This window comes from Thermospira aquatica (genome assembly GCF_023525255.1).
Taxonomy (GTDB): Bacteria; Spirochaetota; Brevinematia; order Brevinematales; family Thermospiraceae; genus Thermospira; species Thermospira aquatica.
This window is the reverse complement of the sequence record NZ_CP073355.1, coordinates 1,216,128-1,233,446: the sequence shown is the minus strand read 5'-3', so window position 1 is coordinate 1,233,446 and position 17,319 is coordinate 1,216,128. Positions and strand designations below refer to the sequence as shown.

Here is a 17,319-nt window from a genome sequence, read left to right as displayed (position 1 = left end):
CCTCCTACCGTGCAATCACCAGCGTACCACTGTAGGTCTCACCGCCGGCATATATCTTGTACACGTACACACCATTTTTCACATCGTAGCCTTCCGTGTCTTTGCCATCCCAGGCTATCTCTCCCTGCGTATACGGACCATCCTCACGGATAAACCGCCGGATGAGGTTGCCCTTGAGATCAAAGATCTTGACCTCGTAGCGCTTTACCGCCTCTCGAAACTCTATCGTTACCCGTATCGAGCCGTAGTAGCCGTCCCCCGACCTGCTGGGGGTAAATACCTTTGGTCGAAGCGTCACAGCCGTGATTATACCGGGCCTCTCTTCACCAGCACGGCTAAAGACACCGTAAATGCTATGCACATAGCTTACACGAGCTACCACTCGCTTCGCCGTCGTATCTACCTCGCCTCCGATCCTCACCCAACGAGGATTGAGACCATTGTCATCCCAGTAGTAGATCGCAAGATCCTGTTCACTCCAGCCGCGAGAAGCTATATCCACTGGATCGTAGGCAAGATACAGAATAGCATCACGCTTTACAATAGCTCCATCCATGGGCTTATCGTCTCTCGTGTTGAGGGCAAAACGGTACCCATACATGTTCTCAGTCGTAGATGGGGCTTTTACCGCCTTGTTCTCCGTAAGGTTACGCTTTTGCTCGGCTGTCAGGGGTACCCGTGTGATATCTACCGAGAATTCCTTACCCACTGAACCGCCAGGGAAGACAATAAAGCTATTGGTCTCTTCGTAACATTCTACCACCTGCGCTTCATCCTCACCACCCAACAGTGGAGCATTGCGCATCGGGATCTGAGGAATCTCGGTGATCACATTGGGCTGGATGTTTGTCCTGTAGCGCTGACTGCGGTAGTAGGGCGCAGAGAACTCAATATCATACGTACCGCCCGGGATCTTGCGGATCACATAGGTTCCCTCTGGCACACGACTGGAGGTGGAGAGCACCTGTCCATTAATATCCAACGATGGAGTCGAGCTCTCAGGCGCATAGATCTTGACATTGACGGTTCTGTTGGTTGGGAAGACACTTCCCCGTACCACACCCCAGTTCGCATTGGTGATGAAGAGGAGGTTCACCTCAGCGCTTGAGGCAAGCACCTTGAGGGCGTTGACGTTGGTTCCGTTGGGTCCTGTCTTTTCAAGCCAGACACGGGTCGTGATGGGGATTACATCCGTGTTGGAGAGGTTGTAACGAAGCGTAAACACCAGATCCTCGTAGTATCCCTGCCTGATTCCATCTGCTGTTGTATAACTCAGGATAAACTGGTTGGTATTGGTATCCGGACGCGTCACTGTGGCTATCGTATTGGCCAGGCTTATCTCTGAGAAGTAGTTCGTGATATCCTTCTCAAACGTGATAACCACCTGCGTCACCACACTCTCAAAGGTTCGGTTCAATACCCTGTAGATAAGGGTGGCATTGGTATCAATGAGATAGATGCGATTGTCACCGTAGAAGCCTCCCTCGACTGCAACAAGGGGATAGTTAATCTTGAGGAGGGAAACTGAGCCATTTATTCCAGGTGCTACCGTGAAGAGCATCTCACTCTCGTTGGTAAGGTTTGCTGTATCGACATAGAAGCCTACATTGGTGGGAACACGGTAGAGATTGGAGAAAGTGAAGGTTATCTCATCCATCTGGTTGGTTTCCAGGAAAGCTGGACGATAATCCACCACAATACGATGCGTGGTTGCCTCATAGGTTGCAGTTCCTTTGGTGCTAAAGAGACTGTCAATGTTGGTAATCCCCATCGGCAGGACAATCCGGGCCATGGAGACAGGATTGTCGGTTGTTGCCCGGTTGGTGAGTCGTATCGTGGTATTGGTTACTTCGGTATCTACGTAGATGGTTGTCGTAGTCATGGACTGAGCCGTCTCTGTCGGCGGCATCTCAAAGATGAACTGGTTGGTCTTGCCACCTGCCACAGGAAGCTTGATCCAGCGTTCGCTCTCTTCTATCGCGAGTCCATCGTCAACATATACCTCTACATAGTTTGTAAAGCTCCCAATCCTGAGATTATCCCAGAGTCTGAAATTCAGTACATCGTAATCGCCACTTACGATCTTCCGTCCGTCAAGGGCGTATTCTGCGATGATGTTGGTTGGATGCCCTGTGATGTGAGCCGTGTTGGTAATGTAGCGCTCACTCCCGTAGGCATCTCCATTGGTAAACCAATTCGTCGGGAAGGCAACACGGATCCTTCCGACACGGAGAGACGTATTCACCGAGTTGTCAATATTGATCGAGAAGATGTTCGTCATCGTGGTGGTATCTACCGTGCGATTTGCCTCGGATTGGTTGACGTACACATAATAGGTAGGAAGCGTTGAAAGGGAGAGTACGGTGTTTCCCGAGGCCGGTCCTGTTTTCACAAAGTTGCGTACGGTTACCGTGAGTGTCACATCGTCGTTGACCGAGGAGGCTGTATTGGTTACCAGGAGGTAGATGGTATCTTTAGCTCCAGGTACAATCGGCGGACTATAGGAAAGTGTGAGTACTCCACTACTATAGTTGGTAGAGGAGGCTACCGTATTGGAAACTTTTGTGATATCAAAGTCGCTCTGCAACACTGATGGAAGGGTAATCTGAACCTGATCGATATCGCTTGTTCCCCGTCCTGTATTGCTCACCACAAGGCTAAGCCAGAAGCTTCGACGTTCAAGATAGATCTCTGATGGCAAAAGGGTCGCCATCGCCTGAGGCGAAGGCATCACATAGAAAGCTGTTGCTGACTGACCTACCTGGACAGAAGCATCTTTGTACTGGTCTGCTGTCGTATTGAGGTTTGCCTGGAGTGTCCAGGTGAGATTGGTCTCATAGTGATCTATTCTGTCTCGCAGGGTAATCAGCACCTCATCCCCATCCATCGGGAGAATCGGATTGCTACTGTAGTTCACCCATACGCTATCGTTGGAGAGGGCAACCGTTCCCTTGAGACTTGTTACCGTCATATCGTTGGTAATAAAAAGGTTGTCCGGTGCTGTCGTAGGATCATAAATCGATGGAATGGGAATCCGTACAGCAACGATATCATTCCCGGTGGAACCAGTATTGTTGATAAAGATCTTAACACTGTTTGTTTCCTCTGTGGCATACATCCGGTTGCGCTGAGAGGTATTGATGCTATTGGTAAACTCTACATAGTAGTTTACCTGATACGCAGGACGTCGAATAGTAAGAATCTGGCTATATCCTGGCAAAACTCCAACACTCTGGAAGAGGGTATCCTGCAAAGTATTGTTGACATAGAGGTCCCACACTTCCGAAACCTCTGTGTTACTAATATTGTCAGAAGCCTGCCAGGAAATAGTATCCACCTCGCCCGGGGCAAAGCTTACATTCGTATAATAGACATCTATCACCGAAGGATAGACGAACACTACCGCCCCTTTTGTAGAAACTCCCGCAGACATCCCTGTAATAAAGGAAGGAGGCACAATCCTGACCCACTTGATATCGTTCCCTGTATCCCCGGTATTGGTGATAAAAAGGGTGTAGTTTGTTGCCAAAAAATCCTGCCACACTATCGATGGAGTTACGTACCCCTGCGCAGATGCTGCTGGGTTCTTAAAATCCACAAGGTTGGTGTAGCCTTCCTTGATGAGGGCAGGTTCTCCTCCCCCAAGTGGATCAGCCTCGTACCATACCTTTGCTGTCACCAGCATATTGGTATCGCCCTCGAGCCACCTATCGTAGACTCGTACAACGATCCACCGTCCTGCATTGGGATCCAGAGCAGGGGTATAATCCACGCGAACATTGGTACCACCAATCACTGTTGCCAAACCTCCTGAACCTGCATTCAGCACCTCAACGTTTGTAATGAAATTATCATCATAGGTGAGTTCAACACGACGGATTTTTCGTCCGAAAGCCTCCACCCCATTCTCAATACGATTGGAAAGAATCGTTGAGGTTGCCGGCGTGGCAATGACGGTTGGCTGGATATAGAATCTCGCAGGATCCACCAGCGTAAAGATATTGGTAGCACTTAAAACAGCCACATTTGTCCAGTAATTGGTCCACTGATACTGACCTCCCTCATCCAGGGAGTTGTTTGCTACCGCCAAGACAAAGTGTCCTGTTATCGACTGATTGGTAAACACGCCAAAGGTAAGATAGGTGTCATCGGCATTTCCTGCCAGAAGTTCCTGACCACCATCAATGTAACTGATCTCAATAAGGTTAGAAGCCACGAGTTTCACCGGTCCTGCGGGCTCATTGGTACGCTCGAGAAGGGCGTTACTGACCTGTTGCAGTTGATTGGTGAGCCCAAACGGAATCCAGAGACGCAGTTTGTGAAGCTTATTGCTCCCCCATCCGAGGTTGGTAACACGGAGTCTCACGGTCAGTGTATTGGTTTCCCCTAGACTTACAGCCTTAAAGGCAACGGTACGCTCTATCCCGTAAGCATAGAAAACAGGGGGTGGAATCATTTTGACGTTCTGCGTTTGAGTGGGGGGTGCAGGAAGCTGGTTACTCCACATTCGGAGATTGGAAACAGAGAAATAAATCGGAAATTCAGCACGGTTTTCCACGTTATCAAACACTTTGAAGGTAAGGAGTTCGTTGGATGCCCCGTAAAAGGTGGTGTAGTACTGTACCTGGAAACGATAATACGGTGGGGTATCCGGAACAAATCCTGTGTAGGTGCCTCCCAGAGAGGAAGAGAGGAACTGCACATTGGTGATATAGTTGGTATTAATCCAGAGATAGAGCTCTTTGATCTGATTCTCGTGGAGGCCTGTATTGGAGATAGCGTAATAAATAGTGGCCTCGTTGGTTGCCGCATCAATGAAACCATCAGGAACAATGACATACCCTTCAGCTGCTGGCTTCGGATAAATAAAGCGAAGATCGAGATTGTCTGCCCCCTCAAGCCCACCGAGGGCATAGTTGGTGGTATTGGCTGCCTCAACCTGGATGGTCTTCGTCACGGGAGCATGAATATCATCCCGAATCCAGAGAAGCAGGTCATCCACTTCGGTGGGGGGAATGGGGCTATTGGTGTAGAAGAATTCAGCGACCACGTTCTGACCACCATTGGTTGTATAGGTCCTCATCTGCGAAGGTCCTATCCGTAATGAAGAAACGCTATCAATGTTGGTTATCCCATCAGGGAGGGTCACGCGAACCTTGTAGATACTATTCTCTGGTTCTCCCCAGTTTTTGATACGCAGGCGGACAAGGAAGCTATCTTCTCTGTCTGTATATCGATGGTGGTTATAACTCGCATCCAGGATGCCATCTTCGTTGAGGGGCTCTACAATATACGAACGCACATTTGCCGGTGGAGTATAGAATTTGGTAACCCATCCTGTGGTAGGTTCCTCGGTAGCCGCTACCCAACCATCGCCATTGAAGTTGTCGGCATAGCTTATATTGGTAGCGTAGAGATCATTTGCCAACGAGGGAGCTGTATCATACGCCCAAAACGTCACTGTCGCACTCTCCCCCTTGACAACGTTGGTAGAAGCGGCTGCATAGTCCACGAGAATCCACCAATATCCCTCCGTATTGGTAATATTGTTGTTTGTAATATTGTAGGAAAAGGTAATCACTGCCGGTCTATCTGCTACCACTCCCACCACATTCGTAAATATTCTGTCAAGACGAACCAAAAGACGACGGATATTGTTTCCTGTGTTTTCTGCTTTGTTCTGGATGAGATAGGCATACTGGTTACTTACCAGGGTGTTACTTACCTCGGTGGGAAGCATCGCTCCCTGCATTTTCGGGGGTTTTTTACGGATGAGAAAACTCTGCAGGGGGTAAGAGAGACTCGTTACATTGGTAACGGGCTTTGTCCCCGGAAGGGCGGCATAGCTTACCACGAGAATCGAGTTGGAGATCTGGTTGGTTCCTGCAGGAGGGATGGTATCAAGATTGGTGGTAGAAATATTGTTAAAACGGATGGTATCAATCCCGGAACCTGCAATGAGGTATTTGTTCTCGTTGGTATAATACACGGAGATACGACGCAGCGCCGTATCATACGCAATACTCGAGGTATTGGTCAGCCTTTCGCTTGAGAAGCTGCCTGGTTGAGCCTCGAAGCCCGGTGGAAGATAAATCTCCACTTGCACAATATCAGCATTGTTGTCTGCGGATTCGCTTGCATCTTTGGCGGCTACATCGACAAACCATGTCTTGGACTCTCCCTCATAGGTAAAGTTGGGTCGAATCGCAGCGACACCAACGGGATCGTTGGCTGTGGAAAAGGAGAGGGTGTTGTTGTCTGCCATAAAGCCTGAAAAGGCTGTTACATTGCCTGCATATGCCTTTGCCGGTCCCGTGGTCGCATTATTTGCCCAGGTGGTATCCTGGTATTTTTCGTTATTTACATACACCTCTATCGTCTTTCCCGCTATGTCGGCTCCTGCAGGAGTGGAAAAGTTACTCACCACGATATAGATCATGTACTGGTGGGTTGTAGCAATACTTCCCCCAAAACCACTATAATTGGGATGGAAAACATCGGGAGTTGCTGCGGCATTAAAGCGGATCTTGAGTCGTTTGCCATTCTCTTTTACAGAGATCGCTACCGTCCCTCCTGCAGGATTGACATCTGCCCATTGTCGATTAAAAGTACGATAGATGGTCTGCCCATTGGTTTGTGCCCAGAACACTCCCACCTGATTGGTAAAGGCTGTCCAGTTGGTATAGCTAAGATAGCTCTGCGGTAAATCAACATACACCTCCTGCACTCCCGCTTCGTTTACGGTCGAAAACCAGGGATGGATGGCTATCCGCAGGGCATTCGTTGTCCCTGCTCTGGTCATGACAGGCGAAATCTCAGCGACGTTGCTTGCCGCAATGGTGCGGATCGTCATGTCATCCACATAGTAAGAAAGCATCTCTCCATCAGGACGATTATCTGAAACACCAAACATGGGGATAAGGTTATTGGAGAAATTCACTGCTACCTTCCCCACCAAATAGAACTGGTTGGAATAGTATCCCGCTGCACGAGGAGTACCATCATAGTCTGTCTTACCTACCCCGGTAGGATTAGGATTCACATAAAAGTAGGCATACTCTCCATCGATTGTGACACGGAAACGTACAACATTGTTGTTATTAAAGTAGGGCCAATTAATAGAACCCGTATTTCCTTCGTAAATCCCCAACCCATAATTATCATCATATCCCCACAGGAAAAGGGCCGAGAGATCGTGGCTTCCTCCCCCATTTGGAGGGGTAAGATTTGAAAAGGAGTATGCAGAGCTTCTCGTAAAGGCGAGGTCAGATGCCCAGAATGACCGGGGAAGAATATTTGGTTCACTGGGAAAACCGTCATTGGTCCCAAGTTGAGGGCGCATAAGTTCGGAGAAATGGACAAAATTGGAAAGAAATTCTCCAACAGTATCAACCGCAGGATCGTGCTGGACCCACATGAGGTGAAACGCTTCACGCATACGTCCTGACTCGGCCTGAATCCCTCTATCTGGGTCCAGTCGACAAAACGTCCTCGTCAATTCAAAACCTATGGGTCTTTCCTTGGTTGCGGTATATATTACATTGGTTTTGCGGACAAAAAAACCGTAAAGCTCATTATAGTATGCTGCCGTGTTCCCTTGACCGGTAATCCTAAGGGTACTTGTATTAAAAGCCGTAGCGTAGTTGTTTCCCACATTGTGCACTCCCATCTGGGGCGAGTACAAAAAATTGTACTGGAAGATAGTATTCTCCGCTGCGTTAAACGTCGTGAAGAAATACTCTGCCCATCCGGGAAGAGCTCCCAGCCATAGAATCAGGGGGAAAAGAATGCGATGCGATTTCATATCGCCTCCTTGCTGTAACTCTGTTTCAGTATGACTTTTTTTGTATATCGGCTTCACGCCGCTCTTTGTTGATAGGAGGAGAAATTTTTGATAGGAAATCGCTTTTTGATAGAGGTGTCGTCCGTGACGTAAAAGAATTTATCATTGGAGAGGACAGACTCCGCTGTACTCTCTGTATAATATACTCAAAAATTTACTAAAAAGTGAAATGGAAAATAAATTTTTTTTTGGGGGGCGGCTGTTGCCTTGTTGCAGTTTTGTATTGCTCTTCCCTTGTTGCAGTGGGGGATGCTCTTCCCTTGTTGCAGTGTGGGACAAGGGGATTTGGGGTTTAGCTATTACTTTGTTGCAGTGGGAGAGAACTGCTCTTACCCTGTTACAGCAAAAAAGTGAAAGAAAAAAACTGTGATAAGGGAAGAGCTTTTGTTTTGTTCTTTTCTTTTTTCTCCAAAGGTATCATCGGGAGACGGTGGAGGAGGCACTGCTCTTACCCTGTTTCAGTTTTTATGGTGCTTGTGGACGGTTTTTTTACTGCAACAGGGTAATAGCTAAAAAACAGTTTTTAGCTGTAAGAAGGTAAGATCAAATGTCTTTTCACTCAAGAGTGTGGAAGAGAAACTCAAGTTAAACGTTTAACGCGAGACTTGCCAAAATTGCTCTTACCTTATCGCAGGAAAGCCGTCACCATACCGTGGGGTATAAGGTGCTAAAAACTGCAACAAGGTAATAGCACATGTTTTTTCTTCTTTCCCCTCACGAAAAAACGTTTTCACCATGAATTTTCGAGTTTCTCCTCTCTTTTTCTTTCAAAAGGATAAAAAAAATCCAGAAAGAAAAAAGTAAAACAAAAACCTTCCATTCTCATTTGACAGACTCAGGAAACGTTGTGAGAAAGAAAAAACCAGAACCTACGCGTGGATGGGGAGAATAAGCCCTTCAGCAATAAGCTTTTTCCACGGGAGGAGCTGACGACGTTTGCCAAGCCTTCTTAAAAGCTCTTCAAGCCTGGAAGAAACCCCCTCGATGTTAAACCGAAAACAGAATTCATCAAGATAGCGCTGCATGTGCTTTCGACAACCATAGTGATAGACGTCTTCAAGAAGGTTTTTCAACCCATCGTTAATGTGGGAAAGCCACGGCGTTCTTTTTTCCACCGAGGTGTGGCGGAAAAACTTGCCAAAAAAGTCTGAAAGCCAATCGCTACTCACATCATCCACAAGGTGAATGTGAAGTTTAGAAGGGATATCATCTGCATCAATTTCGACAACCTGCATCGGGGAGAAATTTTTTCGCTGGCGGCGTTTGATACCCGAGAGAAAGAAAAAGGTTTTGACAAGTTTTCGTATGGATTTTGTGTGGTGACGGTTAGTAAGCCGCATGAGGCTTCGTAGCTTTTGAAGAAGAAGCCAGCTTGCCTTGTAGCTAATATGAAGAAGTTGGGAAAGTTTCACGGCGTTTATGCCACCATCTTGAGAGACAAGAAAGATGGCGATAAGCCAAACCTTTGGCGAGAGGTGACTTTTTCGCATGATGGACTGGCTTTTTAAGGAAAATTGCCTTCCACACTTGGGGCACTGATACACCAGCCGGCACGAGAGAAGGCGTGCTTTTGCCTTACAGTGGGGACAAATCGCCCCTTCTGGCCAGAGGGCTTTTTCGAGGATTTGGTAAGATTCGTTTTCTGAGAGGGTGAAAAAATCTTTTTCCATGGTTTTCTCCTTAGAGAAATTTTTTCATACTATATATATCGAAAATTTTTTGTTATAGTTGTTAAAAAAGATGTTTTATATATTTTAAAAGTAAGATCGATGGGGAGATTTTGGGGGTTGAGAAAAATGCTCTTACCTTGTTGCAGTGTATGATCCCTTAACCTTAGACTGTGATAAGGTAATAGCTGGAATTGCCTCCATCCTGTAAAAAGGTAATAGCAACTTTTTTCTGTGATAAAGGAAGAGTTTTTGGTTTTCACCTTCACTGCGGTAAGGTAATAGCAGGGGAAAATTTTTTACTGCGATAGGGTAATAGCCGAGGGTTTTTCTGTCACTGAGTAGCTCCGAAGGAGCGTATCGAAGCGGTTGCTGAGTAGCGAAGCGTACCGAAGCCCGGTCGCCGAGTAGTTCCCCAGGAACGTATCGAGGTGACCATCCCCCTCGTCTCGAGACATTTCTTTCCTTGACAACCGGCAACTTTTTCTCCTACAAGAAAGGAAGAGCAGGGGAATTTTTCGCGTTCACTGTAACAAGGTAATAGCAAGTTTTCTTACTGCGATAAGGTAATAGCCTTTCTCTCATAGCCCATACTGCAATAAGGGAAGAGCTTAGAAGTTTCCCCCTCACTGTGATATGGTAAGAGCAAAAAACTTTTCTTCCTCTTACACTGCAATAAGGGAATAGCCCGCATGACAGACACACTGTAACAAGGGAAGAGCATGGCAGTCTTTTTAACTGCGATAAGGGAATAGCCATCACACTGGTGGTTTTTAACTGCAACAGGGTAAGAGCTGGTGAGCTTTCTTTTGCTTTCCACTGCAACAAAGGAAGAGCAAGCTCCCCCTAACAAAAAAATCCCCACCACACTGTGATATCGTCATAGCTAAGCCCTCTCCTGCCTGAACCATAAAACACCAATAATCTCTTTCTTTATAACCCTCTAGCTTTTTTGCATTTCTTTCCCCTTTCTCCTTATAATAAAAGAAAAATTTTTATTTCACAAAGGAGCCCATCATGGACTATAGCAAAACCGTGAACCTCCCCAACACACCATTTTCGATGAAGGCAAACCTCGTCGAAAAAGAACCAAAAATCATCGAAATGTGGGAGAAAAACCGCATCTACTTCAAACAGCTCGAAAAAAGAGCCAAGGCTCCCACATTTATTCTTCACGATGGTCCTCCCTATGCCAATGGTGAAATTCACCTTGGTACCGCTCTCAACAAAATCCTCAAAGACATGATCGTCAAATATAAGTTTTTCCGAGGGCACAAGACTCCTTTTATTCCCGGCTGGGATTGTCATGGACTTCCCATCGAACTCAAAGTAGTCGAACAACTCGGTGGAAAAGCCAGCGAAATTCCTGTAAAAAAACTCCGGGCAGAATGTCGCAAGTATGCTGAAAAATACATCACCATCCAGAGAGATGGTTTCCGTCGTCTCGGTTGTATCGGAGATTGGGAAAACCCCTATCTCACCATGTCACACGAATACGAGGCAGCAATTGTAGAGGCTTTTGGTCGAATTGTCGAGAAAGGTCTCATCTATCGAGGCCTCCGTCCTGTTCACTGGTGTCTTCACTGCTGCACCTCACTTGCCGAAGCCGAGATCGAGTATCATGATCACCACTCTCCTTCTATTTACGTAAAATTCCCTGTCATAAAGCATAATGTGAGTGCTCTTCAAGAAAAACCTCTCTTTGTTCTTATATGGACCACAACCCCCTGGACCCTGCCAGCCAATACCGGTCTCTCTTTTCATCCTGAAGAAGCCTATGTGGCCGCTGAGATCAACGGAGAATATCTCATCGTAGCAGAAAAACTCCTCCCCTCCGTAGCTTCTGTAATCGAAGCAAAGATCGGCAACATCCACATCCTCACACAAAAAGAACTCGAAAGTCTTAAGGTGATGCATCCCTGGATTGATCGAGAGTCTCGTGTCGTTTTTGGAGAACATGTTACGATGGACACCGGTACAGGGATTGTTCATACAGCGCCCGGTCATGGTATGGAAGACTATCTCATCGGCAAGGAAACAGGCCTGGAAATGCTTTCTCCCGTCAACGACAAAGGAGAATTCACCCCCGAAGTCCCCGAGTTTCAAGGAATGAACGTCTTTGATGCCAACGAAAAAATCATACAATTCCTTGAGGAGAAAAACAGACTCTACGCACGCACAGACATCGAACACAGTTATCCCCACTGCTGGCGCTGTAAAAAACCCATTATCTTCCGTTCGAAACCACAGTGGTTTTTCAAGGTTTCCGACCCACAACTTGCCAAAAAGGCACTCGAAACCCTACCCCATATCCAGTGGATACCCGCATGGGGACAAACACGTATAGAAAACATGCTCAAAGACAGACCAGACTGGTGTCTTTCCCGTCAGAGACACTGGGGAGTACCCATTCCTGCCTTTTACTGTGAATACTGTAACGAGCCTCATCTTGACAAGAAAACCATCGACCACATCATTGGTCTCATCCACGAACACGGTATCGATGTCTGGTTTGATCGAGATGCCGCCGAGCTTCTCCCTACTGGAACTGTTTGCCACAACTGTGGTGGCAAAACCTTCCGCAAGGAAACCGACATTCTCGATGTATGGTTTGACTCTGGTGTAAGCAATATTGCTGTTCTTGATAAACATCCTCAGCTTCATTCTCCGGCGGACGTCTACCTCGAAGGCAATGACCAGTACCGTGGTTGGTTCCAGGCCTCTCTCTGGCCATCCGTCGCCGTAAAAGACAAAGCCCCATTCAAAGCCATCATCACCCATGGATGGGTACTTGATGAACAGGGACGCCAGATGCACAAAAGCCTGGGAAACGCTGTCTCCCCCCGAGAAATATATGAGAAGTTTGGGGCAGACGTGCTTCGCCTGTGGGTCGTTACCGAAGACTACCGTGGGGATCTGCGAATCGGTTCCCAGCTTATTCAAAAGGCTGCCGACAGCTACCGCAAGGTCCGAAACACCTTCCGCTTCATCATGGGCAATCTCGATGGCTTTTCCACGGACAAAAAACTTCCCGTCTCCAAACTCAAACCTGTCGATGCCTACATGCTCTCTGAACTGGCCAACCTTGCAGACAGGGTTACACGCTTTTTTGATCAATACGAATTCTACCGAGGATTCAGGGAACTGTACAATTTCTGTGCCGTTGATCTGAGCGCTTTTTATCTCGATATACTCAAAGATAGGCTCTATATCTACGAAAAAGAGAGCTATGAGAGACTTTCTGCCCAAACCGTTCTCTATGAAATCCTGCGAGTCCTTACTATCCTGTTTGCACCGATTCTTTCTTTTACTATGGAAGAGGTTTATCAGACCTACTTTGCCAAAAGCGAAGGGGACAGTGTCCTCCTTCAGGATTGGCCAGAGATTCCTCAAGAATGGCGAAACGATGATCTTGCAAAAGACTTTGATGCTCTCAAAGCTATAAGAGAAAGTGTTCTCAAAGCTATTGAAGCCCTGAGAAGTCGAGAAACAGATCTTGGGGGCTCCCTTGAGACCAAGATCCTCCTCGAACCAAAGAATCCTTATACCCGGGGTCTGCTTGAGAAATACGAAAAAGACATTCGTTTCTTCTTTATCGTGTCTCAGGTAGAGATTACCTCTGTCAACCAGGCCGATGCCGAAGACGACAATGTCAAAGTAAAAGCAGAAAAAGCAGACGGACAGAAGTGTGCCCGTTGCTGGAACTACTCTGTTCACGTTGGAGAATTTTCCGACTACCCCGATCTCTGCGAACGTTGTGCCCCGATTGTATCCAAAATGCAGGGTTAGACCATGTCACTCAAGGTAAGTGTTTCCGGCATTCGAGGAATCTGGGGAGAGAGTCTCACCCTTGAGGAACTCTTAAAATACACACGAGCTTTTGGCCTGTTCATACGAAAAAGGGCAACTTCACAGCGCCCCCGGGTCCTCATTGGACGGGACGGGAGAAAAACCGGTCCCATGATCGTTTCCTACGTGAGCGCCATTCTCAATAGTCTGGGGATTGACGTTATTGACGCAGGACTTGTTCCTACTCCAACAGTTCTTTTTGGCGTACGGGAGTGGAACCTTGACGGCGGCGTCATTGTCACCGCCTCCCATAATCCCATTGAATGGAACGCTCTCAAGTTTGTCGTTCATGGGGGAACATTTACCACAGAAAACGATCTTTCTGAAATTCTTGATTCTCTCCCCTCACCCTCTTTTCACGCAAAGTGGGATGAGATTGGTACTACCACCCTCACCACTGAGATCGCTCAGGCACATATCGATCGTATTCTCTCCCACATAGATACCAGAGCCATCCAGAGTCGTCATTTTACTGTTGTTCTCGATCCCGTGAATAGTGCCGGCGGACCTATCACCATCCAGCTCTTAAAAGCCCTCGGCTGCCACGTCATTGGGATCAACACCGAAGTGACAGGAAACTTCCACCGTGTCGCAGAACCTACGCCTGCCAATCTGTCTCATCTTTCTGAAATTATCCAGAAAGAAAAGGCTGACATAGGATTTGCTCAGGACCCTGATGCTGACAGACTTGTTGTTGTTGATGCCAGAGGGAGAATCCTCAGCGAAGAATGGACGCTGGCACTTGCTGTTCGCCATGTTCTTTCACAAAACCCCGGACCTGTGGTGGTTAATCTTTCTACTTCTCTTCTTAGCGAGATGTTTGCGAAAACGTACAACCAACCCTGCTATTACACCAAGGTAGGGGAAGCAAACGTTGTCGAGGGGATCAAAAAATATCATGCCCGCATTGGAGGAGAAGGAAACGGTGGCGTGATTTATCCCACCATGAATCTTGGACGAGATAGCCTCGTGGGTATAAGTCTCATCCTTGAGGCTATGGCACTCTCAGGCAAGTCACTTTCAGAATTGGTGTCTGATTTCCCTCAACTTTTCTCCATAAAAGAAAAGTTCTCAAAAATAGCCGACATTCCCACACTTGCAAAAAAACTTGCCAAACACTACCCTGATGCCACCCTCAACAGCACTGACGGCGTGAGAATGGATCTCTCTCGTGGAAAAGACCGTCTCTGGGTACACATCCGCCCATCCAACACAGAACCCATCATGCGACTTATCGGAGAGTCTACCGACAAAGCATGGCTTACTTCAGTAATCGAGGAGATTCGCATTCTCTTAGAGAAGCTGTGAGAGCGCTATCTTCTTTTCAAAGGAAGCTTCTATCTTTATCGTTCTTGGCAAACAAGAAAAAGCTCTTACCATTTTTCAGTTTTATCATCCCCCAAAAAGACTTTTCATTCTCTTTTTGCTGAAACATGGTAATAGCAATCTTTCCCCCCATTAAAACACCCCTTTCTTGATCATTTCCGGATTCTTTGTTGTTTACCAACAAAAAAATTCCTATCCTGCGATGAACTCCTTGTCCCCTCAAACCTGTATCTCACAGACCAACCCAACAAGACTCTTTCCCCTAAAAACAAAAAACCCCTCTTCTCGCAAAAGAGGGGAATATCGGGCCTGGGGGATTTGAACCCCCGACTTCTTGGACCCGAACCAAGCGCGCTAGCCAAACTGCGCTACGGCCCGTCATGATACACGTGACACTGTATATTATAACATATTTTTTCATTTTTGGAAAGTTTTGAGAGAAACTTTTTATCAACAAGCATTTTACTTTCCCTCTTTATAATAAAAGAGTTGTTTTTTTTCTTTTCTTTCTTTATAATTTTTCTTATCAACACAGAAAAAGAGAGGATACGCTATGGCGGAGACCAATGCAGAACGTGAAAGGGCATTGCAGATTGCAATCTCCCAGATAGAAAAACAGTTTGGCAAGGGTGCCATTATGCGTCTCGGAGAACGGGGTAAAACAAACGACATCCCCGTCATTCCTACTGGGGCGTTAACCCTTGACCTGGCTTTAGGGATTGGAGGTATCCCCGTTGGAAGAGTAACCGAAATCTACGGTCCAGAATCCTCGGGAAAAACCACCCTTACCCTCTCCATCATTGCAGAATGTCAGAAACGTGGGGGGATTTGTGCCTTCATCGACGCAGAACATGCCCTTGATCCCTTCTATGCCAAAAGCCTCGGTGTCGATATAGATAATCTCTACATCTCCCAGCCAGACACCGGAGAGCAAGCCCTTGAGATTGTCGAGAGCCTCATCAGAAGTAACGCCATCGACCTGATTGTTGTGGACTCTGTAGCGGCTCTTGTGCCACGGGCAGAGATTGATGGTGACATGGGAGATGCTGTTATGGGGATGCAGGCCCGTCTCATGAGCCAGGCCCTCAGAAAACTCACCGCCATCCTCAACAAAACCAAAACAGCACTCATCTTTATCAACCAGATCCGTATGAAGATAGGCACGTACGGAAACCCTGAAACCACGACGGGTGGTCTTGCTCTGAAGTTTTACTCGTCTATCCGTATGGAAATACGAAAAAAAGACACCCTCAAAAAGGGTGAAGAAAACTACGGCAACCGTATTAAAGTCAAAGTGGTCAAAAATAAACTTGCCGCCCCCTTCCGTTCAGCAGAATTTGACATCATATTTGGCAAGGGAATATCAAAAGCAGGATGTCTTGTCGATGCAGGACTCGCCTGTGGTGTTATCGAGCGTCATGGCACATGGTACTCGGTGAATGGTGAACGTGTGGCCCAGGGAAGAGAAAACCTCATCTCCCTTGTAGAAAGTAAACCAGAAATATTTCAAAAGATCGAAGAAAGTGTACGAAAGCATCTTGCTGAATCACCCCAGATAGACTTTGGAAGTGACGACGAAGAGGAGAATACCGAGGCATGAAAACCTATCGTATAGGTATCTGTGGAGGAAGTGGATATACTGGCATTGAGCTTCTCAAATGGCTTACACGTCATCCTGCCTTTGAGGTGGTTTTTGTCACCTCTGAAAGCCAGGCTGGAAAAACCATTGGATCCTGTGAACCCTATCTTTTTGCCTATACGGATATGGTCTACATCACCCTCGACGATGCCACCCAACGTACGGATATAGACCTTGTTTTTCTTGCCCTGCCTCATGAGGCTTCCGCCAAAGTTACCCCTCAATTTCTTGCCGCGGGTATTAAAGTAGTCGATCTCAGCGCAGCCTACAGAATCAAAAATCAACAGGTTTTTGAAAAAGCCTATGGGTTTACCCATCCGTCATTTCCCCTCACCCAGGAGGCTGTGTATGGTCTTCCAGAACTTTCTCGGGAAAGCATTTGCCAGGCCCGCCTTGTAGCCAATCCAGGATGCTACCCGACAAGTATTCTTCTGCCCCTGATTCCACTTTTCAAAGCAGGGCTTATACAAAACAGCACCATCATCGCAGACTCCAAGTCTGGATTTTCAGGCAGGGGAAGAAAAACAGACATTCCAGGCCTTTTTTCTGAAATGAACGAAAATTTCTATGCTTACAGTGTGGGCAACCATCGACATCACCCTGAGATTGTGCAGGAGTTAGAGGCGACCAATTTTTCACCTGTTTCCCTGATCTTTACCCCTCATATTATGCCTATAGATAGAGGCATGTTGAGTACGATTTATGTGCCTTTTGATACCGATCCAACACAAGATATCTATGATCTCTGGACAAAAACCTACAAAGACAGCCCGTTTGTACGTATTTTCAGAGGAAAAGCCCCTCAAATCAAATGGGTACAAAATACCAACGAAATCCACATGAGCTTCACCTACCTTCCTTCCCAAAAGATGGGCATCATCTTAAGCAGTATAGATAACCTTGTTAAAGGTGCTTCAGGACAGGCAATCCAGAACGCGAATTTGATGGTAGGACTACCCGATACCTTAGGACTCATAACTCAAAAAGGGGTATAA

The 17,319-nt window shown here is 46.9% G+C and carries 6 protein-coding genes and 1 tRNA gene; 4 read left to right on the top strand and 3 right to left on the bottom strand.

Features of this window, described 5'->3' with window-relative positions; translation table 11 throughout:
* Nucleotides 1–4: 4 nt before the first annotated feature.
* Nucleotides 5–7,804, bottom strand: coding sequence for a FlgD immunoglobulin-like domain containing protein (locus KDW03_RS05815; RefSeq protein ID WP_271436442.1), 7,800 nt, complete (start codon nucleotides 7,802–7,804; stop codon nucleotides 5–7).
* Nucleotides 7,805–8,712: 908 nt separating this feature from the next.
* Nucleotides 8,713–9,513 (bottom strand): IS1595 family transposase, encoded by an 801-nt coding sequence (locus KDW03_RS05810; RefSeq protein WP_271436441.1) that lies wholly within the window; start codon nucleotides 9,511–9,513, stop codon nucleotides 8,713–8,715.
* A gap of 1,014 nt (nucleotides 9,514–10,527) precedes the next feature.
* Between KDW03_RS05810 and ileS the strand changes: the two genes are divergently transcribed.
* Nucleotides 10,528–13,299, top strand: a complete 2,772-nt coding sequence (gene ileS, locus KDW03_RS05805; RefSeq protein ID WP_271436440.1) for an isoleucine--tRNA ligase — start codon at nucleotides 10,528–10,530, stop codon at nucleotides 13,297–13,299.
* A gap of 3 nt (nucleotides 13,300–13,302) precedes the next feature.
* Entirely contained in the window at nucleotides 13,303–14,667 is a 1,365-nt protein-coding gene (gene glmM / locus KDW03_RS05800; protein ID WP_271436439.1) for a phosphoglucosamine mutase, read from the top strand.
* A 321-nt stretch (nucleotides 14,668–14,988) separates the two neighbouring features.
* Here glmM and KDW03_RS05795 read toward each other — a convergent pair.
* Nucleotides 14,989–15,063, bottom strand: a tRNA-Pro gene (locus KDW03_RS05795).
* 175 nt (nucleotides 15,064–15,238) lie between these two features.
* On the opposite strand from KDW03_RS05795, the gene recA reads away from it, so the two are divergent.
* Complete coding sequence (recA, locus tag KDW03_RS05790; protein WP_271436438.1) at nucleotides 15,239–16,285, top strand: recombinase RecA; 1,047 nt, start codon at nucleotides 15,239–15,241, stop codon at nucleotides 16,283–16,285.
* Nucleotides 16,282–17,319, top strand: coding sequence for an N-acetyl-gamma-glutamyl-phosphate reductase (gene argC, locus KDW03_RS05785; protein WP_271436437.1), 1,038 nt, complete (start codon nucleotides 16,282–16,284; stop codon nucleotides 17,317–17,319). Before recA ends, argC begins: the two co-directional genes overlap by 4 nt.

Coding starts and splice junctions, on each gene's coding strand:
- ileS (WP_271436440.1), top strand. CDS start 10,528: ATGGACTATAGCAAAACCGTGAACCTCCCCAACACACCATTTTCGATG.
- KDW03_RS05815 (WP_271436442.1), bottom strand. CDS start 7,804: ATGAAATCGCATCGCATTCTTTTCCCCCTGATTCTATGGCTGGGAGCT.
- glmM (WP_271436439.1), top strand. CDS start 13,303: ATGTCACTCAAGGTAAGTGTTTCCGGCATTCGAGGAATCTGGGGAGAG.
- KDW03_RS05810 (WP_271436441.1), bottom strand. CDS start 9,513: ATGGAAAAAGATTTTTTCACCCTCTCAGAAAACGAATCTTACCAAATC.
- recA (WP_271436438.1), top strand. CDS start 15,239: ATGGCGGAGACCAATGCAGAACGTGAAAGGGCATTGCAGATTGCAATC.
- argC (WP_271436437.1), top strand. CDS start 16,282: ATGAAAACCTATCGTATAGGTATCTGTGGAGGAAGTGGATATACTGGC.